General features: G+C 69.8%; 23 protein-coding genes and 1 tRNA gene. 6 read left to right on the top strand and 18 right to left on the bottom strand.

Annotation, left to right across the window (positions count from 1 at the left end):
- Positions 1 to 91: 91 nt before the first annotated feature.
- The 12 genes from AC1ROC_RS02110 to polA form a co-directional block, all read right to left on the bottom strand.
- Positions 92 to 649, bottom strand: a complete 558-nt coding sequence (locus AC1ROC_RS02110; protein WP_085371153.1) for a hypothetical protein — start codon at positions 647 to 649, stop codon at positions 92 to 94.
- Entirely contained in the window at positions 646 to 2,097 is a 1,452-nt protein-coding gene (locus AC1ROC_RS02105) for a DUF58 domain-containing protein (RefSeq protein WP_492997785.1), read from the bottom strand. The genes AC1ROC_RS02110 and AC1ROC_RS02105 overlap by 4 nt, the downstream gene beginning before the upstream one ends.
- Positions 2,094 to 3,164 carry an AAA family ATPase gene (locus AC1ROC_RS02100; protein ID WP_085371452.1) on the bottom strand — a complete coding sequence of 357 codons (1,071 nt, stop codon included), beginning with the start codon at positions 3,162 to 3,164 and terminating at the stop codon, positions 2,094 to 2,096. Before AC1ROC_RS02100 ends, AC1ROC_RS02105 begins: the two co-directional genes overlap by 4 nt.
- The gene (locus tag AC1ROC_RS02095) at positions 3,161 to 3,829 is read right to left on the bottom strand and encodes a hypothetical protein (protein WP_492997782.1); all 669 of its coding nucleotides are present in this window, start codon (positions 3,827 to 3,829) and stop codon (positions 3,161 to 3,163) included. Before AC1ROC_RS02095 ends, AC1ROC_RS02100 begins: the two co-directional genes overlap by 4 nt.
- Entirely contained in the window at positions 3,826 to 4,545 is a 720-nt protein-coding gene (locus tag AC1ROC_RS02090; RefSeq protein ID WP_256921833.1) for a DUF4129 domain-containing protein, read from the bottom strand. Before AC1ROC_RS02090 ends, AC1ROC_RS02095 begins: the two co-directional genes overlap by 4 nt.
- 70 nt (positions 4,546 to 4,615) lie before the next feature.
- Positions 4,616 to 6,682, bottom strand: a complete 2,067-nt coding sequence (gene uvrB / locus AC1ROC_RS02085) for an excinuclease ABC subunit UvrB (RefSeq protein ID WP_085367679.1) — start codon at positions 6,680 to 6,682, stop codon at positions 4,616 to 4,618.
- Between the two features lie 62 nt (positions 6,683 to 6,744).
- On the bottom strand, positions 6,745 to 7,341 hold the full coding sequence (gene coaE / locus AC1ROC_RS02080; RefSeq protein WP_085367680.1) for a dephospho-CoA kinase: 597 nt from the start codon (positions 7,339 to 7,341) through the stop codon (positions 6,745 to 6,747).
- 96 nt (positions 7,342 to 7,437) lie between these two features.
- Complete coding sequence (gene rpsA / locus AC1ROC_RS02075; RefSeq protein ID WP_085367681.1) at positions 7,438 to 8,892, bottom strand: 30S ribosomal protein S1; 1,455 nt, start codon at positions 8,890 to 8,892, stop codon at positions 7,438 to 7,440.
- Between the two features lie 108 nt (positions 8,893 to 9,000).
- The gene (locus tag AC1ROC_RS02070; RefSeq protein WP_492997779.1) at positions 9,001 to 9,984 is read right to left on the bottom strand and encodes an epimerase; all 984 of its coding nucleotides are present in this window, start codon (positions 9,982 to 9,984) and stop codon (positions 9,001 to 9,003) included.
- Positions 9,981 to 10,610, bottom strand: a complete 630-nt coding sequence (locus AC1ROC_RS02065; protein WP_085367683.1) for a DUF4166 domain-containing protein — start codon at positions 10,608 to 10,610, stop codon at positions 9,981 to 9,983. Before AC1ROC_RS02065 ends, AC1ROC_RS02070 begins: the two co-directional genes overlap by 4 nt.
- 7 nt (positions 10,611 to 10,617) lie before the next feature.
- On the bottom strand, positions 10,618 to 12,288 hold the full coding sequence (locus tag AC1ROC_RS02060) for a DUF885 domain-containing protein (RefSeq protein ID WP_085367684.1): 1,671 nt from the start codon (positions 12,286 to 12,288) through the stop codon (positions 10,618 to 10,620).
- Positions 12,289 to 12,435: 147 nt separating this feature from the next.
- Positions 12,436 to 15,108, bottom strand: a complete 2,673-nt coding sequence (gene polA / locus AC1ROC_RS02055; protein WP_085367685.1) for a DNA polymerase I — start codon at positions 15,106 to 15,108, stop codon at positions 12,436 to 12,438.
- A gap of 67 nt (positions 15,109 to 15,175) precedes the next feature.
- On the opposite strand from polA, the gene AC1ROC_RS02050 reads away from it, so the two are divergent.
- A complete protein-coding gene (locus AC1ROC_RS02050) occupies positions 15,176 to 15,580 on the top strand; it encodes a hotdog fold thioesterase (protein ID WP_085367686.1) in 405 nt (134 codons plus the stop codon).
- Between the two features lie 79 nt (positions 15,581 to 15,659).
- Here AC1ROC_RS02050 and AC1ROC_RS02045 read toward each other — a convergent pair whose 3' ends face one another.
- A complete protein-coding gene (locus tag AC1ROC_RS02045) occupies positions 15,660 to 16,265 on the bottom strand; it encodes an ANTAR domain-containing response regulator (protein ID WP_055894059.1) in 606 nt (201 codons plus the stop codon).
- A gap of 38 nt (positions 16,266 to 16,303) precedes the next feature.
- Here AC1ROC_RS02045 and AC1ROC_RS02040 point away from each other — a divergent pair.
- Both AC1ROC_RS02040 and AC1ROC_RS02035 read left to right on the top strand, forming a co-directional pair.
- Positions 16,304 to 16,386 (top strand) — tRNA-Leu (locus tag AC1ROC_RS02040).
- Between the two features lie 127 nt (positions 16,387 to 16,513).
- On the top strand, positions 16,514 to 18,517 hold the full coding sequence (locus AC1ROC_RS02035; protein WP_143465541.1) for a cell wall-binding repeat-containing protein: 2,004 nt from the start codon (positions 16,514 to 16,516) through the stop codon (positions 18,515 to 18,517).
- A gap of 127 nt (positions 18,518 to 18,644) precedes the next feature.
- Here AC1ROC_RS02035 and AC1ROC_RS02030 read toward each other — a convergent pair whose 3' ends face one another.
- Positions 18,645 to 19,145, bottom strand: coding sequence for an FBP domain-containing protein (locus tag AC1ROC_RS02030; protein ID WP_085367689.1), 501 nt, complete (start codon positions 19,143 to 19,145; stop codon positions 18,645 to 18,647).
- A 68-nt stretch (positions 19,146 to 19,213) separates the two neighbouring features.
- Here AC1ROC_RS02030 and trxA point away from each other — a divergent pair, with 68 nt between their 5' ends.
- Positions 19,214 to 19,540 carry a thioredoxin gene (trxA, locus tag AC1ROC_RS02025; protein WP_085367690.1) on the top strand — a complete coding sequence of 109 codons (327 nt, stop codon included), beginning with the start codon at positions 19,214 to 19,216 and terminating at the stop codon, positions 19,538 to 19,540.
- Positions 19,541 to 19,548: 8 nt separating this feature from the next.
- Here trxA and AC1ROC_RS02020 read toward each other — a convergent pair whose 3' ends face one another.
- Entirely contained in the window at positions 19,549 to 20,358 is an 810-nt protein-coding gene (locus AC1ROC_RS02020) for an MBL fold metallo-hydrolase (RefSeq protein ID WP_492997770.1), read from the bottom strand.
- A 52-nt stretch (positions 20,359 to 20,410) separates the two neighbouring features.
- Between AC1ROC_RS02020 and AC1ROC_RS02015 the strand changes: the two genes are divergently transcribed.
- Together AC1ROC_RS02015 and AC1ROC_RS02010 are read left to right on the top strand one after the other, a co-directional pair.
- Positions 20,411 to 21,445, top strand: coding sequence for an LLM class flavin-dependent oxidoreductase (locus AC1ROC_RS02015; RefSeq protein WP_492997768.1), 1,035 nt, complete (start codon positions 20,411 to 20,413; stop codon positions 21,443 to 21,445).
- 24 nt (positions 21,446 to 21,469) lie between these two features.
- Complete coding sequence (locus AC1ROC_RS02010) at positions 21,470 to 22,012, top strand: sugar O-acetyltransferase (protein ID WP_492997766.1); 543 nt, start codon at positions 21,470 to 21,472, stop codon at positions 22,010 to 22,012.
- Between the two features lie 16 nt (positions 22,013 to 22,028).
- On the opposite strand, the gene AC1ROC_RS02005 is transcribed toward AC1ROC_RS02010, so the two are convergent.
- Genes AC1ROC_RS02005 through AC1ROC_RS01995 form a run of 3 tightly spaced genes read right to left on the bottom strand, consistent with a single transcriptional unit; the run spans position 22,029 to position 24,069 of the window.
- On the bottom strand, positions 22,029 to 22,799 hold the full coding sequence (locus AC1ROC_RS02005; RefSeq protein WP_492998903.1) for an ABC transporter permease: 771 nt from the start codon (positions 22,797 to 22,799) through the stop codon (positions 22,029 to 22,031).
- Entirely contained in the window at positions 22,799 to 23,725 is a 927-nt protein-coding gene (locus AC1ROC_RS02000) for an ABC transporter ATP-binding protein (RefSeq protein WP_085367695.1), read from the bottom strand. Before AC1ROC_RS02000 ends, AC1ROC_RS02005 begins: the two co-directional genes overlap by 1 nt.
- Positions 23,722 to 24,069, bottom strand: a complete 348-nt coding sequence (locus AC1ROC_RS01995; protein ID WP_218775125.1) for a PLD nuclease N-terminal domain-containing protein — start codon at positions 24,067 to 24,069, stop codon at positions 23,722 to 23,724. The genes AC1ROC_RS02000 and AC1ROC_RS01995 overlap by 4 nt, the downstream gene beginning before the upstream one ends.
- Positions 24,070 to 24,092 lie beyond the last annotated feature (23 nt).

The raw sequence follows: 24,092 nt of genomic DNA, 5'->3' as shown, positions 1-24,092 counted from the left end.
CGGCACAGATCGAAGATATGTTCGATTGTACCGGTTCATCGACAGGCCTGTCACCGCTCGCCGCCGAGTCTATGCCGGACCACCGACATTGCTACCGGGGATCGTCCTGCTGCCCCGCCGGACGGTGCGGACGGCGCAGCAACAGAGGCACCGCGACGAGGAAGAGCGCCACGACCGCGACTCCGGTGAGCACCGCCGGCCACACCGTCGCACCGCCCCCGGCACTCGTCGTGAGCGCGAGCAGCCCGACTGCGGCGAGCTGCACGGGCACCTGGACGATCACGAACCGCAGCAGCGACGACAGCAGCACGGCGGGCTGCAGCCGGGCGAGCGGCGGCACCACGAGCATCCACGATGCCGTCAGGTGCAGAGCGTGCGCCCCGGCGATCAGCGCATACACCCGCCACTCGCCGACGGACTGCGGATGCAGCAGCACGGTGAACGCGAGCGCCCCGATGAGGAACCACGCCGTCAGCCAGCGCGGAACGGCGACGGCCGCCGCGGTGAGGGCGAGCGACACGGCCAGCCAGAATCCGGAGTCTGCCACGGTCAGGCAGAGCGCGAGGGCGATCGCGCCGAACAGGGCACGAACGCTCCACCCGGGAACGGTGGCGCCGAGCACGGGTTCTGTGGCGTTTGCGCCGCTCACCGGGACCTCCTCGGCCTGCTCAGCTCGCGGAGGCGCGCATCCCGTGTGCCGGATTCGGCTCCGTTGTCGTCGCTGTCCTGCCAGGCGAGCACGTCGATGCCCGCCGCCGCCAGCCGGCGGAAACGTAGGGCGCGCTCGACCTCGACGACTTTCAGCGCCAGCCGCTCCCTCGGGGGAAGGTCGCGCGTGAGCCTGGCGGGCAGCACGTCCACGGCGATCACCCGGTGCCCGGCGGCCCGCCAGACGAGCGCGAGGCGCAGCGGCTGCTCATCGAGGAACGTCGACATCACATAGACGAGGGCGCCGGGGGCGAGGATCGGCGCGCGCACCCGCTCGGTGGCCGCGCCGCGCGGGCCGGTGAGCTCGACGGCGCGCGACACCCGGTGCAGGTGCCTGGCGCCCGCCCGGGGAGGGATGGCGCGGGCAGGGTCCGCCAGGTCGTCGAAGCCGACCCTGTCCCCCGCCGCGACGTACGCTCCGGCCAGCGAGACGACCGCCTCCCGCGCGAGATCCTGCGACGAGACGCCGGGCAGTGGATGCATGGCCGCCCAGTCCGCGACCCTCCCGGTGAGATCGTCCCTGCTGTCGATCACGAACTGGACGGCGGCGTCGGAGGTGGCCATCGTGCGGCGGACGAACAGCTCACCGGCGCTCTGCGCCCGCCGGGCGGTCGCCTTCCAGTCGATGCGGCGCAGCCTGTCCCCCGGCTGGAACCGGTCGACATCCCGGAACTCGCCCCCGTCTCCCGGCCGCGCGGACGGGTGCGGCCCGGTCAGCCCGATCAGCCGGGCGGGAAGCGGCAGGCTCCGCACCGGCACGATCCGCGGACGCACCACCCGGTCGAGCGCGGGCGCCGCCGCGGTGTCGCCGACGAACGACGCGTCTGCGCCGATGACGCGGGCGGTCAGCCGCAGCAGCCGCTGCGGTCCGGAGTGTACGACGACGATGTCGGCCGGGATGCGTGTAGCCGCGCGCGGGGTGAGGACCGTGTCCAGCGGCGCCCGGTTCGGGAGCGCGATGCGGACCCCGACGGCGTCGATGCCGGTGGGGGCGTTGGAGGTGGGGGTGGTGACGGAGCCGATGGCGCGGACGATGGCGCCTTGGGTGGTGCGGGTGGGCGCGGTGGTCTCGGTCGTGGGGATCGACGGGCTGGTGGAGGAAGCAGGAGCCGCTGGGGAGCGGCCAGTGGACCCGTCGCGTGCGGGCTCGACGGACGCCGAGAACGCGAGCGGGATGCGGTCGCCGGGGCGACGGTCCCAGCCGTAGGCCGCCGCGATGAGCAACGGGACACCGACCAGGGCCAGCTCGACCCTGCTCGCGATGAAACCGGCGCCGAGGCAGACGAGCGCGACGACCAGCGCGGCGACGACGGCCGGGCTGAGGTCCCACGGGGTGGATGCGGTGGTCGCCGGGGCTTGCGGTGGGCGGCCCGGCTCCTCGGCGGTCACCCGGGGAGCCCCGCATCCGGGACAGTCGCGCGGGCCGCATCCCGTGCTGCTCCGACCGACGGAGGACCGGGCACCGAGTTGACCACCTCGGTGACCACCTGGGAGGCCTGCACGCCGCTCGTCCAGGCCTGGACGGTGAGCGAGAGGCGGTGCGCGAGGACGGGGACCGCGACGGCTTTGACGTCGTCGGGGATCACGAAATCGCGTCCGGCCATCACGGCGCGAGCGCGCGCGACGAGCAGCAGCCCCTGCGAACCGCGCGGCGACGCGCCCACCTCCACCGACCGGTGACGGCGCGTGGCCGCGGCGAGGGCGACGCAGTATGCCGCGATGTCCTCGTCGACGTCGACCAGCTCGACGCCGTCCTGCATGGCACGGAGGGTGGCGGCGTCGATCACCGGCTCGACCGTCGCGACCTCCTTGCGCCTGCTCACCCGCGCGAGCAGCACGCGGCTCTCGCCCTGCGCATCCGGGTAGCCGACGCTCAGCCGCACCATGAACCGGTCGAGCTGCGCCTCCGGCAACGCGTACGTGCCCTCGAACTCGATGGGGTTGGAGGTGGCGACCACATGGAAGGGCTCCGGCAGCGGGAAGCTCTGGCCCTCGACGGTGACCTGACCTTCGGCCATCGCCTCCAGCAGCGCGGACTGGGTCTTCGGCGAGGTGCGGTTGATCTCGTCGGCGAGGAACAGGCCGGTGAAGATCGGCCCCGGGCGGAAGACGAACTCGGCCGACGCAGGTGCATAGACGAATGAGCCGGTGATGTCGGCGGGGAGCAGGTCGGGGGTGCACTGCAGGCGCCGGAAGTCGAGACCGATGGCCGACGCGATACTGCGCGCGGCGAGCGTTTTGCCGAGGCCGGGGACGTCTTCGAACAGCACGTGACCGCCGGCGAGGATGGTCGCCAGCGCCAGTTCGAGCGCCGGGCGCATCCCGACGACGACGCTGCCGACACGGTCGAGGATGTCGCCGCTCAGCCGGGCGATCTCGGCGACGGGGAGCGCAGCGGGACGTGCGGCGGGGAGGTCGCGGGAGGCGGCGGGCAGGTCGGGGGTGGCGGCGGTCATGGGTGCGGCTCCTGGGGCGGGGTGGGGGCGGTGGATGCGGTGGATGCTGCGTGTGGCTCGGCTCTGCCGACCCTGTGGTGGTCGTGGCCGTCGCTGTCGCTGTCGGGGTCGACGGGGCCGATGAGTGTTTCGGCGAGGCGGGCGAGGGAGGTGACGATCGCCTCGAAGGTGGCGGGTTTCGGGGACTCGGCGGTGCCGCGGCGGAGGAGGCGGACCGTGTCGGGGCCGAGGAGGCGGGCGATCTCGGGGGCGTCTGCGGGGTTGTCGAGGTCGAGGCCGTGGAGTTCGAGGGTGCTGGCCGTGACGGAGCGGAGGCGGCGGACAGCCTCGGGCGCGACTCCCCCGCCGCGGGTGTGCAGCGCCCAGCCGAGCTGGGACACGTCGCGGCGGGCGCCGTCGCGCGGGAGCACGGGGTCGGGAAGCCAGTCGACTCCTGCCTGCTCTCCAAGAACCGTCGCGCAGGCACCGGCGGCGAGGATGATCGCAGCCAGACCGATGGAGTGCTCGGGGTCGAGGCCGAAGAACCAGGCGACGAAGCCAGCGACTGCCGCGAGCAGGATGCACCCGGCGATGCGCCAGCGGAAACCGGCAGAGAACAGGAGACGCCTGCTCGGGGCGCGCGCGGGCGCGAGGTGCTCGGCGGCGGCGCGCTCGTCCCCGGTCACCGCGGGCCTCCTGCCGCGCTGCGGGGCGCCATGGTCCAGGACGCGCGGAGCGCATCCACTGCGGAGCGGGCGCGGGCGACCTCGTCGGCCGTGACCGGTGCCGCGCTGAAACGCGCGAGCAGGTAGAGGTCGAGGAGCGTGGTCGCGGCAGCCCGGTCGGTGGCAACGCGGACGACCACGCGGGTGGTGAACTCGCCGGGGGTCTCGGCGGGGAGTCTGCGCATCCCGGAGTCGGTGGCCGCCTCTTCGAGTCCGAGCCAGGCGCGTTCGATGGCGTCTCGGGGTTCGCGCGGTTCGGTCAGGCGGTCGTAGGCCAGGTCGAGGCCGCGGCGGACCTGGACGGGTTCCGGGGTGGGCACATCCTCGGGTGCCGCGTCGCCGAGGGCGTCGGGGAGGAGCGGCAATGCATCCCGTTCCGGGAGGGTGAGACGGCGACGGACCGCTCGCCAGATGAGGGCTGCGACGATGACGAGCACGATCACGGCGGCGGCGACCACGAACCAGGAGATGTCGAACCGGGTGACGTGCTGCAGCTCGCGCGGAGCCGGAGACCCGGAGGCGGTGGGGCCGGTGAGGTTCTGCGGGAGCGGGGGCTGGGATTCCGCGGGAGGGATCCAGCGCATCCCGGAGAATACCGGGGCGCCCTGCACGGCCAGCGCGACCACGGCGATGAGGGCGAGCGCCGAGCAGGCGAGCAGCATCCGATGACGCTTCATCGCCCCGCCGTCGTCATCGCGCTCACCCTGCCACCGTATACCGGTCGCCCGATGGACAGGCGAGGCCCGCTCAGCCCAGGTGGCCGGCCTTCTCCATCTGGCGGAGGTCGCGCTTGAGGTCGCCGAGTTCGTCGCGGAGGCGCGCGGCCAGCTCGAACTTCAGTTCTCCGGCGGCGGCGAGCATCTGGCCGTTGAGGTCGGCGATGAGAGCCTCGAGCTCGTTCGCGCCCTGCGCGGCGATGCCGCCCTTGCGGAGGTTGGGCGTCGGGCTCTTCTTCTTCGCCTCGCGGCCGGCCAGCATCGCTGCCGTGTCTGCGCCCTCGCGAGCGAGCACGTCGGTGATGTCGGCGATGCGCTTGCGCAGCGGCTGCGGGTCGATGCCGTTGACCCTGTTGTACTCGACCTGCCGCTCGCGGCGGCGCGTGGTCTCCTCGATGGCGTTCTTCATCGAGTCGGTCAGCACGTCCGCGTACATGTGGACCTGGCCGGAGACGTTGCGCGCCGCGCGGCCGATGGTCTGGATGAGCGAGGTCGACGACCGCAGGAAGCCTTCCTTGTCCGCATCCAGGATCGCCACGAGAGACACCTCGGGCAGGTCGAGACCCTCACGCAGCAGGTTGATGCCGACGAGCACGTCGTAGACGCCCGCGCGCAGCTCGGTGAGGAGCTCGACCCGGCGGAGGGTGTCGACGTCGGAGTGCAGGTAGCGGACCTTCACGCCCGCCTCGGCGAGGAAGTCGGTGAGCTCCTCCGCCATCTTCTTGGTCAGCGTGGTGACCAGGACGCGCTCGTCGCGCTCGACCCGCAGCCGGATCTCTTCGAGCAGGTCGTCGATCTGGCCCTTGGTGGGCTTCACGACGATCTCCGGGTCGACCAGGCCGGTCGGGCGGATGATCTGCTCGACGACGCCGTCGGCGATGCCCATCTCGTAGCGGCCGGGCGTGGCGGACAGGTAGACCGTCTGGCCGACGCGGTCTTTGAACTCGTTCCACTTGAGCGGGCGGTTGTCGAGCGCGCTCGGCAGGCGGAACCCGTGCTCGACCAGCGTGCGCTTGCGCGAGGAGTCGCCCTCGTACATCGCGCCGATCTGCGGCACCGTGACGTGCGACTCGTCGATGACGACGAGGAAGTCGTCTGGGAAGTAGTCGAGCAGACAGTTCGGCGCCTCGCCCGGCTGACGGCCGTCGATGTGGCGCGAGTAGTTCTCGATGCCGGAGCAGAAGCCGATCTGCTCCATCATCTCGATGTCGAACTGGGTGCGCATCCTGAGTCGCTGCGCTTCGAGCAGCTTGCCCTCGCGCTCCAGCTCGACCAGCCGGTCGTGCAGCTCGGTCTGGATGGTGCCGATGGCGCGCTGCATCGTGGCGGGGCTGGCCGCGTAGTGCGTCGCGGGGAAGATCGAGATCGCGTCGACCTTGGAGATGATCTCGCCGGTGAGCGGGTGCAGTGTGTAGATGGCCTCGATCTCGTCGCCGAAGAGCTCGATGCGCACCGCGTTCTCCTCGTAGACCGGGATGATCTCGATGGTGTCGCCGCGCACGCGGAACTTGCCACGCGAGAAGTCGATGTCGTTGCGCTCGTACTGCATGCCGACGAAACGACGGATGAGCTTGTCACGGCCGACGTTCTCCCCCACCTGCAGGGCCACCATCGCCTCGAGGTATTCCTCCGCGGCGCCGAGGCCGTAGATGCAGGACACGGTGGAGACCACGACCACATCGCGACGGCTGAGCAGCGAGTTGGTGGTGGAGTGCCGCAGCCGCTCGACCTCCGCGTTGATCGAGGAGTCTTTCTCGATGAAGGTGTCCGTCTGCGGGACGTACGCCTCCGGCTGGTAGTAGTCGTAGTAGGAGACGAAGTATTCGACCGCGTTGTTGGGCATGAGCTCGCGGAACTCGTTGGCCAGCTGGGCGGCGAGGGTCTTGTTGTGGGCGAGCACGAGCGTCGGACGCTGCACCTGCTCGATCAGCCAGGCCGTGGTGGCCGACTTGCCTGTTCCCGTCGCGCCGAGCAGCACGACGTCGGTCTCGCCGGCGTTGATGCGACCGGCGAGTTCGGCGATGGCCTGCGGCTGGTCACCGCTCGGCTGGTATTCGCTGACGACCTCGAAGGGACGGACGGCGCGCGTGGGTTGCATATGTCCAGTCTAGGAAGGACCGCCGACATTCCTGGCGGTGTGCGCTCTGAGCGGAACGGCTGTCAGCCGCGCAGCCTGTCCCACAGCGCGTCGGTCTGCGCGAGCGTCTGCTCCAGGGTGCCGTCGGTGTCGATCACCACGTCGGCGACCGCCAGACGCTCCTCGTCGGTCGCCTGCGAGCCGACCCTGCGCCGTGCCTCCGCCTCGTCCGTCCCCCGCAGCTCCACCAGCCTCCGGATGCGCGTGTCCGCGGACGCGTGCGCCACCACGATCAGATCGAACGGGTACTCGTTGGCCGACTCGACCAGCAGGGGCACGTCGTAGACGACGACGGCATCCGGATCGGCCTCCCCCGCCGCACGGAAACGCTCGGTGGACAGGGCGAGCACTGCGGGGTGGGTGATCGCGTTCAACCGCAGCCGCGCATCCTCGTCGGCGAAGATGATCGCGCCGAGCGCCGGCCGGTCGAGGCTGCCGTCCTCGCGGATCACCTGCGGCCCGAACGTCTCGGCGATCTGCGCGAGCGCCGGGGAGCCGGGCTCGACCACCTCCCTCGCGATGCGATCGGCGTCGACGACGACGGCCCCGTGTTCGGCGAGGCGGCGGGCGATGGTCGATTTGCCGGAGGCGATCCCGCCGGTGAGTCCGATCAGCTGCACCAGACCATGCTAACCGCGTCCTGCCGCCGCCGGCTCGCTCGCGTTAACGCCGGAACGGCCGGCCCCGTGAGGGACCGGCCGTTCCGGATGAACCGCTTAGGAGTTCGAGCTGAGCTTCTCGCGCAGAGCGGCGAGCGACTCGTCGTCGGCCAGCGTTCCGCCCGAGGTGGACTCGGAGGTGAAGGTCGAACCGCCGGTGGACGCGGTGCCCTCGGCTGCGGCCTCTTCGAGACCCTTGGCGACCTGCTTCTTGTGGGCCTCCCAGCGAGCCTGGGCTGCAGCGTAGTCCTGCTCCCACTTCTCGCGCTGGGCCTCGAAGCCTTCCTTCCACTCGTTCGTCTCGGGGTCGAAGCCCTCAGGGTACTTGTAGTTGCCCTGGTCGTCGTACTCCGTGAGCATTCCGTACAGCGCCGGGTCGAACTCGGTGCCCTCGGGGTCGACGCCCTCGTTCGCCTGCTTCAGCGAGAGGGAGATGCGACGACGCTCGAGGTCGATGTCGATGACCTTGACGAAGACCTCGTCGCCGACCGAAACGACCTGCTCGGCGAGCTCGACGTGCTTGCCCGACAGCTCCGAGATGTGCACGAGGCCCTCGATGCCGTCTGCGACGCGCACGAACGCACCGAACGGAACCAGCTTGGTGACCTTGCCCGGTGCGACCTGACCGATCGCGTGGGTGCGGGCGAAGACCTGCCACGGGTCCTCCTGCGTCGCCTTGAGCGACAGCGAGACGCGCTCGCGGTCCAGGTCGACCTCGAGGATCTCGACGGTGACTTCCTGACCGACCTCGACGACCTCGGAGGCGTGCTCGATGTGCTTCCAGGAGAGCTCGGAGACGTGGACGAGACCGTCGACGCCGCCCAGGTCGACGAACGCACCGAAGTTGACGATCGACGACACGACACCCTTGCGGACCTGACCCTTGTGCAGGTTGTTCAGGAACGTAGTGCGGCTCTCGGACTGGGTCTGCTCGAGCAGGGCACGGCGCGACAGGACCACGTTGTTGCGGTTCTTGTCGAGCTCGAGGATCTTCGCCTCGATCTCCTGGCCGAGGTACGGCGTGAGGTCGCGCACGCGGCGGAGCTCGATGAGCGACGCCGGGAGGAAGCCACGGAGGCCGATGTCGACGATGAGTCCACCCTTGACGACCTCGATCACGGTACCGGTGACAACGCCATCGGCTTCCTTGATCTTCTCGACGTCGCCCCACGCGCGCTCGTACTGCGCACGCTTCTTGGACAGGATGAGGCGGCCTTCCTTGTCCTCCTTCTGGAGAACGAGCGCCTCGACGGTGTCGCCGACCTCGACGACCTCGGTGGGGTCGACGTCGTGCTTGATGGAGAGTTCGCGGGAGGGGATGACACCCTCGGTCTTGTAACCGACGTCGAGGAGGACCTCGTCGCGGTCGATCTTGACGACGGTACCTTCGATGAGGTCTCCGTCGTTGAAGAACTTCAGCGTCTTTTCGACCGCGGCAAGAAAGTCTTCAGCAGATCCGATGTCGTTGATGGCGACCTGCTTGGGTGCCTTGTCGGTCGTTGCGGTTGTCATGTAGTGAGTGCTCCGTTATGGACATAATTCAGGCCGGTCGCGATGGTGCTTCTGTTTTGTTCCGCGAACGGCAGGCGGATAGAGGTGCCACAAATGTGACAGTCCAGTCTAGCTGTGTAAAGCGGTGGGCGGCAAGCCGCGGGCGGCGACGATCTCGGCGAGTGCCGGCTCGAGGTCCGGTTGAGCGAATTCGTAGCCGGCTTCGAGCAGCCGTTCCGGCACGACCCAGCGGCTTTTCAGCACGAGTTCGGTCTCGGTGCGGATCGCGATCGAGCCGACCTCGAGCATCCACCGGTATGCCGGGAACCCGAACGGCACGCCCAGGACGCGTCGCAGCGTGGCCATGAAGGTGCGGTTGTCGGTGGGGTTCGGCGACGACACGTTGACCACGCCGTCGAGCTCCGGATGCGCGCGCACGAACTCGATGACACCCAGCACGTCCCGGATGTGCACCCAGCTGAACCGCTGTTGCCCTCCGCGGGCGCGGAACTCGTGGAAGGTGCCGGCATTCCTGCGCGCGGCCGTCGCGAACCACGGCCCGTCGACCTGCGGGCCGCCGAGCCCGAACTGCGCGAGCCTGATCAGCGGGGCGAGCGCGCTCCCGTCGCCGAGCACGATGGCCATCCGCAGCGCGACGCGGCGGGTGTACGGCAGGTCTCGCTCGAAGCACGCCCTCTCCCACGCCGTGGCGACGTTCACCGAGAATCCCGTGCCGAGTTCACCGCCGCGCTCGGTCATCGCGCGGTCCTCCGCGTGACGGTAGATGGTGGCGGTGGACGAGTTGATCCAGAGCGGAGGAGTACTGTCGCTCGCGGCGATCGCGTCGCCGATGGCCCTGGTGGTGTCGAGCCGGGAGCGGAACACCTCGGCGCGGTTGGCGTCCGTGTAGCGGCAGTTGACGCTCTTGCCGGCCAGGTTGACGACCAGGTCGGCGCCGTCCACCACCCGCCGGATGCTGTCCTGGTCGGCCCAGGTGGCATCAGCGCCTCTGCGTCCGATGGTCTGCACGACGGCCCCGGATGCGCGGAAAGCCTCCGTCAGGTACTGGCCGATGAAACCGGATGCCCCGGCGATGACGATGCGGTGGCTCACGCGTCCCGCTCCCCCTGTTCGATCTGATAGCGGAACGTCCCCGCGTATTCGTAGAGCCTACCGACGCCCGGCAGGTCGAGCCTGATCGAGACGAGCTGTGCATCCCGTTCGTCGTCGTAGCGCTCGGTGAGCTGCACCCGCGGAGCAAGCAGCCGCGGCACCGGGATGCGCGCCCTCCCGAGCAGGAACGCCACTCTGGTGGACGTGAGCGTCAGCCCGCCGTCGATCACGGCGGCGGCGAAGTGCGCCGACACGCGGGCGGGTCGGCCGAGCGTGTCCACGATGACGCCGCCGTCGACGGTGATCTCGTCGACCATCGCGCGTCGCCCGGAGGCGAGCAGGAAGACCCGCGTCGCTCGCACGGACGGGACGCCGCCGGCCGTCACGCCGGGCGCGTTCCACACCGTGAATGCCACGTCGTGCTCCCACACGGGGAACACGACGTGCGCCCTGGCGAGCACCGCCAGGGCCGGCCACAGCCAGCGCCGGGGCGTGCCGACCGTGTCGAACACGCCCCGGCCGAAGCCGTGACCACCCTCCGGGATGCCGTCGAAGTACGCCTTCAGCCGCGGATGCAGGCCGTCGAAGGCGTCACCGAGGACGACCCGGTACGGCGAGGTCGCCATCCGGTGCTCAGTCGAGCAGGGCCGACTTCAGGGTGTCGAGGCCGACACCGCCGATGTCGAGCGCCTTCTTGTGGAACGCCTTGATGTCGAAGGACGCCCCCTCGCGACGCGCGTACTCGTCGCGCAGCTGCTCCCAGATGCGCTGACCGATCTTGTACGACGGCGCCTGGCCGGGCCAGCCGAGGTAGCGGTTCACCTCGAAGCGCACGAAGCCGTCGTTCATGTTGACGTTCTCGCCGAGGAACTGGAAGGCGTACTCCCCCGTCCACGGGCCCGAGCCGTCCGGCAGCTGCTTCTCGAGGTGCACGCCGATGTCGAGCACGACGCGGGCGGCGCGCATCCGCTGGCCGTCGAGCATCCCGAGCCTGTCGGCCGGGTCGTCGAGGTAGCCGAGCTGCTCCATCAGGCGCTCCGCGTACAGGGCCCAGCCCTCCGCGTGGCCCGAGGTGCCCGCGATGCGGCGCCAGGAGTTGAGCTGCGCCTTGTTGTAGGTGGCCTGCGCGATCTGGAGGTGGTGGCCTGGGACGCCCTCGTGGTAGACCGTGGTCAGCTCGCGCCAGGTGTCGAACTCGGTGACGCCCTCCGGGACGCTCCACCACATCCGGCCGGCGCGGGCGAAGTCGTCGCTCGGGCCGGTGTAGTAGATGCCGCCTTCCTGGGTCGGCGCGATCATGCACTCGAGCCTGCGGATCTCGGTGGGGATGTCGAAGTGCGACGTGCCGAGCTCCTCGATGGCGCGGTCGCTGGTCTCCTGCATCCAGCGCTGCAGGGCGTCCGTGCCGTGCAGTTTGCGGCTGGCGTCGCCGTCGAGGAACTCGATGGCCTCCGCGACGGTCGCTCCCGGCTTGATCTCGCGCGCGATCGACTCCTGCTCCGCGACCATGCGGGCGAGTTCCTCGATGCCCCACTCGTAGGTCTCGTCGAGGTCGACCGTGGCGCCGAGGAAGCTGCGCGAGGCGAGGGCGTAGAGCTCGCGGCCCACCGCATCCTTCTCGGGGGCGTGCTGCGCGAGCTCGTCTTTCAGGAAGCCGGCCAGCTTCGCGTACGCGGCCGCCGACTCCTTCGCGCCCGCTGCCAGATCGGCGGAGAGGGATGCGGGAAGCTCGGCGTCTCCGGCCTTCGCACCCTCGGTGAACTCGAAGAAGAAGCCGGTGTCCGCCACCTGCTTGTTCGCCTGCGCGAGCACCTCGCGCACCTGCCGGATGGCCGGGACGTTCCCGCTCGCGATCCCGCTGCGCAGGGTCTCGATGTAGCCGTCCATCGCGGCGGGCAGGTTGTGCAGTCGCTTCGCGATGTTGGCCCAGTCGTCTTCCGTGTCGGTGGGGACGAGGTCGAAGATGTCGCGCAGCTCCTGAGCCGGAGAGGCGATCACGTTGAGGTCGCGCTGGTTGAAACCGGCCTCGTGCTTCTCGACGGTGAGCTGCAGGTCGCGGGTGAGGTCCATCTTGGTGACCCTGTCGATGTCGTCGACGGGCTCGGCGGCCTGGATCTTGGCCAGGGTCTCCCTGACTTTGCCGACGGCCTGCTCGGCACCGGCCGGCGAATAGTCGGCGTACTCGCCCTCCCGGCCTGGGCGGCCGAGCCAGACGTGGAACTCCGGATACAACTCGAGCTGGGTGTCCACCCACTCCTCGGCGATCGTGTCGACCGGAGTGGGTGTGCGGTTCTCTTCTGTCATACCTCGACCCTATTGCGGCACCCCGCCTCCTCACCATGCCCGATCCGCGAGATGCCAGGAACTGTCGCGAAACGCCCGGGATTCGCGACAGTTACTGGCATCTCGCCGGGCCGCCGGAGGCGGGCAGGAGGGGCGGGAGCCGCAGGGTCAGTGGGCCGCCGCGTCCCAGTTGGGACCGCGGCCGACCTGCACATCGAGCGGCACGCGGAGGTCGGCGGCGTGCGCCATCCGGTTGCGGACGATGCCCTCCAGCGCGTCCCACTCGCCGCTCGCGACCTCGAAGATCAGTTCGTCGTGCACCTGCAGCAGCATCCGGGATTCGAGCTTCTGGTCGATCAGGTCGCCTGCGATGCCGAGCATCGCGATCTTCATGACGTCGGCAGCCGAGCCCTGGATGGGCGCGTTCAGCGCAGCGCGCTCCGCGTTCTCGCGCAGCACCCTGTTGGTGCTCGTGAGGTCGGCGAACGGGCGGCGGCGTCCGAAGATCGTCTCGGTGTATCCGTCGACGCGGGCCTGCTCGACGACGTTGCGCAGGTAGTCGCGCACGTTGCCGAACCGCTCGAAGTAGTCCGTCATCAGCTGGCGCGCCTCGGCCGTCTCGATGCGCAGCTGCTTCGACAGCCCGAACGCGCTCAGCCCGTATGCGAGGCCGTACGACATCGCCTTGACCTTCGACCGCATCGTGGAGGTGACTTCCTCCGGCGCGACGCCGAAGATGCGGGCGCCGACGAACCGGTGCAGGTCTTCCCCGGCGTTGAACGCTTCGATGAGGCCGGGATCTTCGGAGAGGTGCGCCATGATGCGCATCTCGATCTGCGAGTAGTCGGCGGTCAGCAGCGTCTCGAACCCCTCGCCGCTGCGGATGGCGGAGCGGATCTCCCTGCCCTCCTCGGTGCGGACCGGGATGTTCTGCAGGTTGGGGTCGTTGGACGAGATGCGGCCGGTGCTCGTGCCGGTCTGGTCGTAGGTGGTGTGGATGCGCCCATCCGGCTCGACGGCGCGCTCGAGCGTCTCGACGATCTGCTTGAGCTTCGTCGCATCCCGGTGCTGCAGCAGCAAGCCGAGGAAGGGGTGCGGGTTCTTCTCCTGCAGGTCGGCCAGAGACGCGGCGTCGGTGGAGTATCCGGTCTTGGTGGAGCGCGTCTTCGGCATCTGCAGGTCGTCGAAGAGCACCTGCTGCAGCTGCTTGGGCGAACCCAGGTTGACCTCGCGCCCGATCTCCGCGTATGCGCGGGCGGCGTAGTCGTTGGCTTTGTCTGTCAGCTCGCCGCGGAGACGCGCGAGCACCTCGCTGTCGATGCTGACACCGGTGAGCTCCATCTCGGCGAGCACGGCGACGAGCGGCAGCTCGATGTCGTCGAGCACGGCACGCGTGCCGTCGTCGAGCGCGATCATCTGCGCCTCGGCGACCCTCCGCATGTACCAGGCCTCGGTCGCCGGGCTCACCGCATCCGTGAGCGCGACCAGCTGGTTGGGGTCGGACACCGGCAGCGTCTCGCCGAGCACCTCGTACACCTGCTCGGCGAGCGACTGGGCAGCAGCGCCCGGACGCACCAGCCAGGATGCGATGCTCGTGTCGAAGGCGAGCCCGTCCACGATCAGCCCGGCGCGGCTCATCGCCTTGAACTGCGGCTTGGCGCGGAAGAAATACTTGGGCGCGCTGCTCGCGAACCACTCCTCGAGGGCGTCGTAGTCCTTGCGGCCGGCCGCCCACGGCACGTACACCGTGTCGTCGTCGGCGGCGAGACCGAATCCGGTGACGCCGGCCGGGCCGAGCTCGACCTGCACGCCCACGGCGTTGCCGTCCGCCGACGCCTTGGCGAGCCAGTTCGCGAGCTCCTCGTCGACCATCGTGCGCACCGGCGGGATGGCGATGGCGCCGGTCTCGATCGCCGCGCTCGCTCCGGATGCGCCGTCCAGCTGGCCCTCCTCCGCCGCGGTCTTGAGCAGCCGGTCGAGCAGGGTCTTGAACTGCAGCTTGGCGAAGATGTCGCGCACGGCGTTCTCGTTGAGCGGGCGGCGCTCGAGGTCGGCGGGGCCGACGGGCAGGTCGACGTCGGTCAGCAGCTTGTTGAGGCGGCGGTTGCGGAGCGCGTTCTCCTGCTGGTCGCGCAGGTTCTGCCCGACGACGCCCTTGATCTCGTCGGCGTGGGCGAGGAGGTTCTCGACGGTGCCGTACTGCTGCACCCACTTGACCGCCGTCTTCTCCCCCACCTTGTCGATGCCGATGAGGTTGTCGCTGGTCTCGCCGACGAGAGCGGCGATCTCCGGATACTGGTGCGGCTCGATGCCGTAGCGCTCGCGCACGGCGGCGGGGTCGTAGACCTTCAGCTCCGAGACGCCGCGAACATTCGGGTAGAGCAGCGTGACGTCGTCGTTGACCAGCTGGATGGTGTCGCGGTCGCCGGACACGATGAGCACCCGGTATCCCTGCTCGGCCCCCTGCGCGGAGAGCGTGGCCAGGATGTCGTCGGCCTCGTAGTCCTCCTTGGCGATGGTCGTGATGTTCATCGCGTGCAGCGCCTCTTCGAGCAGCGGGATCTGCCCGACGAACTCGGACGGGGTCTCGCCGCGGGTGCCCTTGTACTCCGGGTACTCCCGTGTGCGGAAGGAGTATCGCGAGATGTCGAACGCCACGGCGATGTGGGTCGGACGCTGCTGGGAGAGCAGGTTGATGAGCATCGCGATGAAGCCGTGGATGGCGTTCGTGTGCTGGCCTTCGCGGTTGACGAAGCTGTCCACCGGGAGCGCGTAGAAGGCGCGGAATGCCAGCGAATGGCCGTCGATGATCAGGAGGGTAGGCTTTTCGGAGTCTGACACCAGGACAGCCTACAAGGCACCTGTGACACCCAGACGACCGGACAGACGAAGGTGAGAAAGGCCGCCGATGACCGAGGACGCGCTCGCATACGTGAACCAGAGGGGACTCGGCAAACTGGCCGAGAAGATGGGGATCGAGATCCTCGAATTCACCATCGAACGGGCCGTGGCCAGGATGCCCGTCGAGGGCAACCAGCAGCCGGCCGACCTCCTGCACGGCGGGGCGTACGTGGTGCTCGGCGAGTCCCTCGGCTCGATGTCCGCCAACCTGCACGCCGGCGCCGACCGGCTCGCGGTGGGCATCGAGATCAACGCGACGCACACCCGCTCGGCCACGAGCGGCTATGTGACGGGCGTGTGCACCCCCATCCACCTGGGGCGCACGCTGACGACGCACGAGATCGCGGTCACCGACGAGCAGGGCCGCCGCTGCTCGACCATTCGGATCACGAACCTGATCAAGGATCGCTGACGCCAGGACCCCCCACACAAACACAGAAGCGCGGCCCCGGATGTTCCGGGCCGCGCTTCTGAACGTTCTGGGCTCTGCTCTACTTCTTCGGAGCGAGCTGCTCGATGATCGCCTGGGCGACATCGTGCATGGTGAGGCGGCGGTCCATCGACGCCTTCTGGATCCAGCGGAACGCCTCGGGCTCAGTGAGGCCCATCTTCTCGTTGAGGAGGCCCTTCGCGCGGTCGACGAGCTTGCGGGTCTCGAAGCGCTCGACCATGTCGGACACCTCGGCTTCGAGGGCGATGATCTGGGCGTAGCGCGCGAGAGCGATCTCGATGGCGGGCAGCAGGTCGTTCGGCGTGAACGGCTTGACGACATATGCGAGGGCTCCCGCCTCCGTCGCGCGCTCCACGAGCTCCTTCTGGCTGAACGCGGTGAGGAGGACGACGGGGGCGATGTGGCCCTTCGAGAGGCGCTCGGCCGCGGAGATGCCGTCGAGCTGGGGCATCTTGACGTCCATGATCACCAGGTCGGGACGCAGCTCGGTGGCCAGCGCGACGGCGGTCTCGCCGTCTCCGGCCTCTCCGACGACCTCGAATCCGTTGTCACGGAGGATCTCGACGATGTCGAGCCGGATGAGGGATTCGTCTTCGGCGACGACGACGCGCCGTGGTGCGGTGGGTGTAGCTTCCTGGTCAGTCACGGACAAAAGCCTACGGTATTGTTCAGGTGTTGTTGTGCGCCGGTGTGGCGGAATGGCAGACGCGGAGCACTCAAAATGCTTTGTCCGAGAGGGCGTGTGGGTTCGAGTCCCACCACCGGCACAATGACCTGGCCCCCGGAAACGCACCCCCGGATGTGGGGACAGCCCGCGCGTAGGGCTGTGCATCGGCCGAACCTCAACTAGTCTGCCTGGGACCGCACCGACAGGCGGTCAGGGGAGAAACAACCATGCGTTCCAGGCTCAGGGTCGGCCTTGCCACGACCTTCACACTCGTGACGACGGTCGGTCTCGTCGTGGCTGGAGCTCAGCTCCCCGCCACGGCGGCGCAAGAGCCGTCGCCGTCACCGTCCACGACATCCACGTCGCCTGCGGCACCTGCTTCCGGTTCGGAGGCGGCGCCCACCGCTGCTCCGACCGCGCAGCCGACGACGACACCCACACCGGATGCGGCACCCGCCACTCCACCGGCCGCAGCCTCGGATGCGAGCGCGCCCGCAGCGCCCGCGCCCACCGCAGCAGCGCCCGGTTCGACCGTGGCGGCCGATCCCGCCCTCGCGGAGATGAACGCCGCCCGCAACCACTCGATGGGTTCGACGTTCTCGCTCAGCGGTGCTGCCGCCGACGCGGCAGCGGGCAACGATGCGGGAAGCCAGGCGCGCACGTTCAGCGCTGCGGCCACCACGTTCCCGCCCGGCGTCCGCGGTCTGGACGTCAGCGGCTGGCAGACCAACATCAACTGGAACCAGGTCTGGGCGGACGGCGGACGCTTCGCGTACATTAAGGCGACGGAGGACCTCGACTACAAGAGCAGTCAGTTCTCAACGCAGTACAGCGGCGCGTACAACGTCGGCATCATCCGCGGCGCCTACCACTTCGCCACGCCGAACACCTCGTCGGGCGCCGCGCAGGCGCGCTTCTTCGTGCAGAACGGCGGAGGCTGGTCGGCGGACGGCCGGACCCTGCCCCCGCTGCTCGACATCGAGTTCAACCCGTACGGCGGCAGCAACACCTGCTGGGGCCTGAGCGCTCCGCAGATGGTCGCCTGGGTCGCCGACTTCGTGAACACCGTCACGGCGATGACCGGCATCGCGCCCGCCATCTACACGAACACCAACTGGTGGAACCTGTGCACCGGCGGGAGCGCGGCCTTCGGCGCATACCCGCTGTTCGTCGCCAACTACTCCAACATCAGCACCCCTCCGCTTCCGCCGGGATGGGGCTCGTACACGATCTGGCAGTTCGCGAACGGCGTCGGGCCGTTCCCCGGAGACCAGGATGTGTTCAACGGCTCGCTGAAGGACCTGCAGGCGTTCGCCCTCGGCAACCGTCTCGCCGGCGCCGACGCATTCGGCACGAGCGCTGCATTATCGTCCACCTTCTCCCCCGGCGTCCCCGTGGCGTACGTGGCGTCCGGATACAACTATGCGGACGCGTTGGCCGGCGGCCCGGCCGCCGGTAAACAGCGCGGGCCCGTGCTGCTCGTGCAGCCGTACGGCGTCCCCGACGTGATCGCGACGGAGCTCAAACGCCTGAGACCCGCACGCATCGTGGTGCTCGGCGGTCCGACGGCGATCTCGGACGGCACCGTGTCCGCGCTCCGCGCATACACGTCCGGCGGGGTGACCAGGCTGGCGGGCTCCGACCGGTTCGAGACCAGCGTCGCCGTGTCGAAGAGCGCCTTCGGGGCGAACCCGTCCGTCGCGTACATCGCGACAGGGATGAACTTCCCGGATGCCCTCACCGGCGCCTCCGTCGCGGCGGGCTCCGCGCACAGCGGGCCGCTCCTGCTCGTCACGAGTGTGAGCATCCCGCCCAGTGTCGCCGGCGAACTGCAGCGGCTGCGTCCGGGCAAGATCGTGGTGCTCGGAGGGACGGACGCGATCAACACGTCCGTCGAGGCGGCGCTGAAGTCGTACACGTCCGGCTCCGTCACGCGCATCTCCGGGGACGATCGGTACATCACCAGCGCGAAGGTGTCCCAGGCGAACTTCGCGCCCGGCGTCGCCGCCGCGTACATCGCGGTCGGGACGAACTTCCCCGACGCGCTCTCCGGGGCTCCGGTCGCCGGCATCGCGAACGCGCCGGTGCTGCTCACCCAGTCGACGGCCATCCCGCAGTCGATCGCCGCTGAGCTGACCCGCCTGAAGCCGAAGAAGATCGTCATCCTCGGCGGTTCGGCTGCCGTCAGCGCCTCGGTCGCCGCCGCGCTGAACGGCTACGTGGTGAAGTAGGGCTCCGTCCGGTCACGCCGGGCTCTGAGCGCGCATCCGGATGTTCCGGGCGGCGCGCCAGGGTCCGGCGTTTCCGTGCCCGGCCCGGAGTCACCGCCCCGATCCAGCGGCCGCGACAGCGGATGCGTCAGATGCGCGCGCCGACGACCGTGGCCGCGAAGCGCCGTGCCCGCTCGGCGAGCCCGGCGATCCTGTCGGCGACCACCGTGTCGGCGTCGAACCCGACGTACGCGGGAGGCGGCGTCCTCCGCACGTTCTCGCTGCACTCGAAGCCGCCGCACAGCATCGTGCCCACCGTGTCGCCGTTGCGACCGGCCTGACCGGCCCTCCTGGCCACGTAGAGGTACACGTCGCGGGTGGCGTGCACATCCTGGCACCAGCCGCACATCGACGGCGCGTGCGACCGCATCGACGCGTCGGAGGCGCGCAGCACGATGCCCACCGGGCCGTTCTCGGTCGGCACCACCACGTAGCCGCGCTGCGGGATGCGCGGGTCGCGCCAGCCGAGGTACTCCCGCCTCGACCAGTCCACCTCGTGCATGCCGGGCGGCAACGGCAGCTCGGCCGCCTCGCTCCTCGAACAGTTGACGAACGACTCCCGGATCTGCTCCTGGGTCAGTGTCTCCATGCGCACCTCCGGATTCCATGCTCGCACAGCTTGACCCTGACCCAGAGGTCACGGTCTAGCCTCGCCGCATGACAACACTCAACGCCGTCACAGACGCCACATTCCCGGAGGCCGTGCTCGCCGCATCCGGAACCACCATCGTCGAGTTCTGGGCGGAGTGGTGCGGCCCATGCCGCGCGCTCGGCCCCATCCTGGAACAGCTCGCCGACGAACACGCCGACCGCATCAGCATCGTGAAGATCAACGCGGACGACAACCCGCAGGCCTCGGCCACCTACCGTGCGATGTCGCTGCCGGTGATGAAGGTCTTCCAGAACGGCGAGGTGGTGAAGACCATCGTCGGGGCGAAGCCGAAGCCGGCGCTCGAGTTCGAGCTGGCCCCGTATCTCGCCTAGGTCTGCGCTCAGGTGAGGTCGTCGAACGCGCCGCTCACCCAGCCGATGTAGCGCTCGGCCGAGCGCAGCACCGCCGCGCGCGCATCCACGGGCACCACGTTGCCCAGGTTGCCGTACAGCCGGTCGAACGGCCGTTCGCAGACCCTGTCGGCCGTCCGCCGCACGACGGCGGCCGACAGCGGGATCGCATTGGGGAAGCTGCGCATGAACGTCACCCAGCGCTGCGACGGGCCGGGGAACACGGTGTCGCCGGCGAGCACCACCCCACGGTCCCAGTGCACGATCGCGCTGCCGGGGAAATGGCCACCGATCGTGCGCAGCGTCACGCCGGGCAGCACCTCCTCGTCTCCGCTCCAGGTCCGGATGCTCGGCTCGTCCCGCTGCACCCAGTCGCGGTCCGCGGTGTGAACCAGCACGGGCGGGTCGCCGAGCATCCTGGACCAGGAGGTCTGCGCACCGAACATGTGCGGGTGACTGGTGGCGATGACGGCGACGCCGCCGAGATCCTGCACGGCCGCGGCCGCAGCTTCGTCGACGTAGCCCGTCGGGTCCCAGAGCAGGTTGCCATCGGGCGTGCGCAGCAGCATGCTCTGCTGGCCGATGCCGATCTTCGGCTCGGACCGCAGCGCGTACAGATCCGGCTCGAGCTCGGTGACGGTCACCCGCTCCCCCGCACGCTGCAGCGCCTGCAGCGACGTCCACTCCTGCCCGCCGGGCGGCACGTACTGCCGCTCGTCCTCGCAGATCGGGCACGAAGCGGGAGGTTCGTCTCCCGCGGGGAACTCCACGGCGCACGCAGCGCACAACCAGTCGACCACCCTGCGACGATACGCCGCCGCAGGCGACCTGCGGAATACTCGGATCGGGGGCATGATTGTGTTCACTGTGAAACGCATCGGATTCCTTTCCTTCGGCCACTGGCAGCCGATCCCCGGCTCGGTGTCGCGCACGGCGGCGGACGCTCTGCAGCAGACCATCGAGCTGGCGGTCGCGGCGGAGGAGGTCGGCGTCGACGGCGCGTACGTGCGCGTGCACCACTTCGCCAGGCAGCTGGCGTCGCCGTTCCCGCTGCTCGCGGCGATCGGCGCCCGCACGAGCACCATCGAGATCGGCACGGGCGTGATCGACATGCGCTACGAGAACCCGCTCTACGCCGCGGAGTCCGCAGCGGCAGCCGACCTGATCAGCGGCGGGAGACTGCAGCTCGGCATCAGCAGGGGGTCACCGGAGACGGCGCTGCACGGCTACGAGTCGTTCGGCTACGTGCCGGCGGACGACGAATCCGACGCCGACATGGCGCGCCGCCACACCGAGGTGTTCCGCGCCGCGATCGCCGGGGCCGGGATCGCGATGTCCAACCCGCAGATGACCGGCGTCTCGCAGCCGCTCGCCATCGAGCCGCGCTCTCCCGGCCTGGACGAGCGCATCTGGTGGGGTGCCGGCAGCCGCGCCACGGCGGTGTGGACGGCCGAGCAGGGCATGAACCTGATGAGCTCCACCCTGCTCACGGAAGACACCGGAGTGCCGTTCGACCAGCTGCAGGCCGAGCAGATCCGGATGTTCCGGGATGCCTGGCGCGAGGCAGGTCACGAGCGCGAGCCCCGCGTCTCGGTCAGCCGCAGCATCATCCCGATCATCGACGACGAGACCCGCCGCTACTTCGGCGCGAGCGCCGTGGCGGAGTCGAGCGACCAGGTCGGTCACCTCGACGGAGGACTCGCCCGTTTCGGCCGCAGCTTCGTCGGTGAGCCGGACGTGATCGCGGCCGAGCTCGCGGCGGACGAGGCCGTGCAGGCGGCGGACACGGTGCTGGTGACGGTGCCGAACCAGCTGGGCGTCGAGTTCAACGCGCGCATCCTGGAGTCGATCGCGCGGGATGTCGCGCCGGCGGCCGGGTGGCGATGAGCGACGTGCGATGAGCGGTCGGCGATGAGCGGCGAGCGGCTCATCCCGCGGCATACCCCGGAATCGAGGGCGGTGACGGAGCGGGTGCAGACCGTGCTCGGTCTCACGTCGCGGCTCAACGCTCTGCCGTTCACAGACGAGTCCGGGCGGGCGGCGCTGCTGAGCGAGATCATCGGCGGCCCGCTCCCCGCCGGGCTGACCGTCTATCCCCCGTTCTACTGCGACCACGGGCTCGCGCTGACCCTGGGTGATCGGGTGTTCGTGAACCAGAACTGCTCGTTCTACGACATCGGCGGCATCACCATCGGCGACGGCACGATGATCGGCCCCGGCGTCACGCTCAGCACGGCCGGGCATCCCGTCGCGCCGTCCGAGCGCTACGACGGCATCACGGCCGCGCCCATCGTGATCGGCGCAGAGGTGTGGATCGGCGCGAACGTGACCGTGACCCCCGGGGTGACCATCGGCGACGGCGCGGTGATCGGGGCGGGCGCGGTGATCGCGAAGGACGTCGCACCGCGGACCGTCGTCACGGCGGGCAGCCAGGTGGTGCGGAAGGTCCTTTAGCGGCCCGCCGCGCGCCTCACAGCTCCTGCTGCCGGAACAGCGCGGCGGCGCCGAGCACCGCCAGCACGGCGACGCCCAGCGAGCTGAGCACCGACCACAGCACGGCGTCGCCGTCCGTGGGCGCCCCTGCCGCCAGCGACGTGGCCTGGCCGAGCAGCCCCGCGGGCGACCAGTCGGCGAGCGGCTTCCACACGCCGGCGACCGAGATCACCGCGAACAGGCCGAGCCCAGCGCCCGCCGCGCCCGCCGCCGACGGGATGAGCACCGAGAACAGCGTCATCACGGCCAGGTAGAACACCGCGAGCACCAGCCAGACCAGCGCCGACGACCACAGGGCGCCTCCCGGAGCCTCGCCGAACACGGCGGCGGTCACCGCCCAGGTCACGAGGGTGCCGGCCACCAGCAGCACCGCGAGGTAGACCGCGTTGACGATGGCCTTCACCACCACGAACGCCACCCGCGACACCGGTTTGGTGAGCACGAGGATCGCGGTGCCGCTGCGTCGCTCGCCCGACACGATCCCGCCGTAGATGATGACCAGGGCGAAGATTCCGATCTGGCCGAGGTTCTTGATCCACTGGCCGTATGCGTCGAGCACGGTCGGGGTCGGCAGCGGCAGGGACGAGAACTGGTCGCCGGCGACCGCGGCGAGGATCTCCGGCGTGTACTTGGCGAGCAGCGGACCGGTGAGTGCGAAGAGCAGCAGGATGGCCGGCAGCACGAAGACGCGCCAGGTGCGGAGGATCTCGAACGCCTCCTTGCGGGCGAACACGAGGGCGGAGCGCATCACGCCACCTCCCCGACCAGCTCGACGAACACGTCTTCCAGACCGGGTTCGACCGCCTCCAGCCGCACCAGTCCGGCGTGCTGCGCAGCGACGAGCGCCGGCAGTTCGCGCTGTGCGGCATCCTGATCGGCCACCAGCACCTCGATGGTGCCGTGGCCGCCACGGGAGACCGACGTGGCCCACGGCTGCGCCGTGATGGCGGCGGCCAGCGCGTCCGCACCGTCCGTGACCTCGAGCACGATGCGGTGGCCGCTGTGGCGTTCCTTCAGCTCGTGCATGCTCGCCTGGGTGAGCACGCGCCCGTGGTTCAGGATCGCGACGGTGTCGCAGACTCGCTCCACATCGCCCAGGATGTGCGAGGAGAAGAAGATCGTCGCCCGGCCGCGCAGCGCGTCGAGCATGTCGAGCACGTCCTTGCGGCCGATGGGGTCGAGGGCGCTCGTCGGCTCGTCGAGCAGCAGCAGCCGGGGCGCGTTGATCAGCGCCTGCGCGATCCCGAGCCGCTGCTTCATCCCTCGCGAGTACCCGCCGATCCTGGTGGTCACCCCGGCGAGCCCGGCGATGTCGAGCAGCATCGCCGTCCGCTGGTTCAGGATGCGGTGCTCCAGCCCGAACAGTCCGCCGACGAACCGCATGAACTCCGGCGCCGTCATCCACTCGTAGAACGCAGGGACGTCCGGCAGGAAGCCGAGCTGCGCGCGCACGGCGTTGCCCGCCGTCGCGACGTCCTGGCCGAGCACCCGCACCGTCCCGCTGGTCGGCCGGGCGAGGCCGGTGACGATGCGCAGCGCCGTGGTCTTGCCCGCACCGTTCGGGCCGAGGAAGCCGAAGATCGAGCCGTCGGCGACGCTCAGGTCCACGGCGTCGAGCGCGCGCTTCCCGCCGAACTCCTTGGTCAGCCCCACCAGCTCCAGCGCGGCGCTCATGCGTCTCCCCCGTCGTTTCGGCTGTCGTCTCGTGTGCCGTCTCGCCTGCCGTAGAGGGCGTCGGCGACCTCGGCCATCGTCACCCTGGCCACCGGAGCCAGCACCGGCTGCTCCTGCGCCACTCGCAGGCGCCCGACGACGAAGTACAGGATGGGCCCGATCAGGTTGACGAGCACGATGATCGCCACCCACACCCACTTGTTGCCGAACGCCACGGCGGCCGTCGGCCTCCGCACCAGATCGACCAGCGCCCACACCAGCAGCACCAGTTGCGCGACCAGGACGATGCCCAGGATCACGAGCACGGCCACGGGCAGCGAGCCGATGTCCAGATTCACATGCACCGTCGATCCCTCCACGATTGTTC

The organism is Leifsonia sp. GW821-FHT13C05 (assembly GCF_058806515.1).
This window is presented reverse-complemented; position numbering and strand designations above follow the sequence as displayed.

What these genes read in the sequence shown, in the direction of transcription:
- AC1ROC_RS02100 (WP_085371452.1), bottom strand. Translation starts at nt 3,164, where the DNA reads ATGACCGCCGCCACCCCCGACCTGCCCGCCGCCTCCCGCGACCTCCCC.
- AC1ROC_RS02090 (WP_256921833.1), bottom strand. Translation starts at nt 4,545, where the DNA reads ATGAAGCGTCATCGGATGCTGCTCGCCTGCTCGGCGCTCGCCCTCATC.
- uvrB (WP_085367679.1), bottom strand. Translation starts at nt 6,682, where the DNA reads ATGCAACCCACGCGCGCCGTCCGTCCCTTCGAGGTCGTCAGCGAATAC.
- rpsA (WP_085367681.1), bottom strand. Translation starts at nt 8,892, where the DNA reads ATGACAACCGCAACGACCGACAAGGCACCCAAGCAGGTCGCCATCAAC.
- AC1ROC_RS02065 (WP_085367683.1), bottom strand. Translation starts at nt 10,610, where the DNA reads ATGGCGACCTCGCCGTACCGGGTCGTCCTCGGTGACGCCTTCGACGGC.
- AC1ROC_RS02060 (WP_085367684.1), bottom strand. Translation starts at nt 12,288, where the DNA reads ATGACAGAAGAGAACCGCACACCCACTCCGGTCGACACGATCGCCGAG.
- AC1ROC_RS02050 (WP_085367686.1), top strand. Translation starts at nt 15,176, where the DNA reads ATGACCGAGGACGCGCTCGCATACGTGAACCAGAGGGGACTCGGCAAA.
- AC1ROC_RS02035 (WP_143465541.1), top strand. Translation starts at nt 16,514, where the DNA reads ATGCGTTCCAGGCTCAGGGTCGGCCTTGCCACGACCTTCACACTCGTG.
- AC1ROC_RS02030 (WP_085367689.1), bottom strand. Translation starts at nt 19,145, where the DNA reads ATGGAGACACTGACCCAGGAGCAGATCCGGGAGTCGTTCGTCAACTGT.
- trxA (WP_085367690.1), top strand. Translation starts at nt 19,214, where the DNA reads ATGACAACACTCAACGCCGTCACAGACGCCACATTCCCGGAGGCCGTG.
- AC1ROC_RS02015 (WP_492997768.1), top strand. Translation starts at nt 20,411, where the DNA reads ATGATTGTGTTCACTGTGAAACGCATCGGATTCCTTTCCTTCGGCCAC.
- AC1ROC_RS02010 (WP_492997766.1), top strand. Translation starts at nt 21,470, where the DNA reads ATGAGCGGCGAGCGGCTCATCCCGCGGCATACCCCGGAATCGAGGGCG.
- AC1ROC_RS02005 (WP_492998903.1), bottom strand. Translation starts at nt 22,799, where the DNA reads ATGCGCTCCGCCCTCGTGTTCGCCCGCAAGGAGGCGTTCGAGATCCTC.
- AC1ROC_RS02000 (WP_085367695.1), bottom strand. Translation starts at nt 23,725, where the DNA reads ATGAGCGCCGCGCTGGAGCTGGTGGGGCTGACCAAGGAGTTCGGCGGG.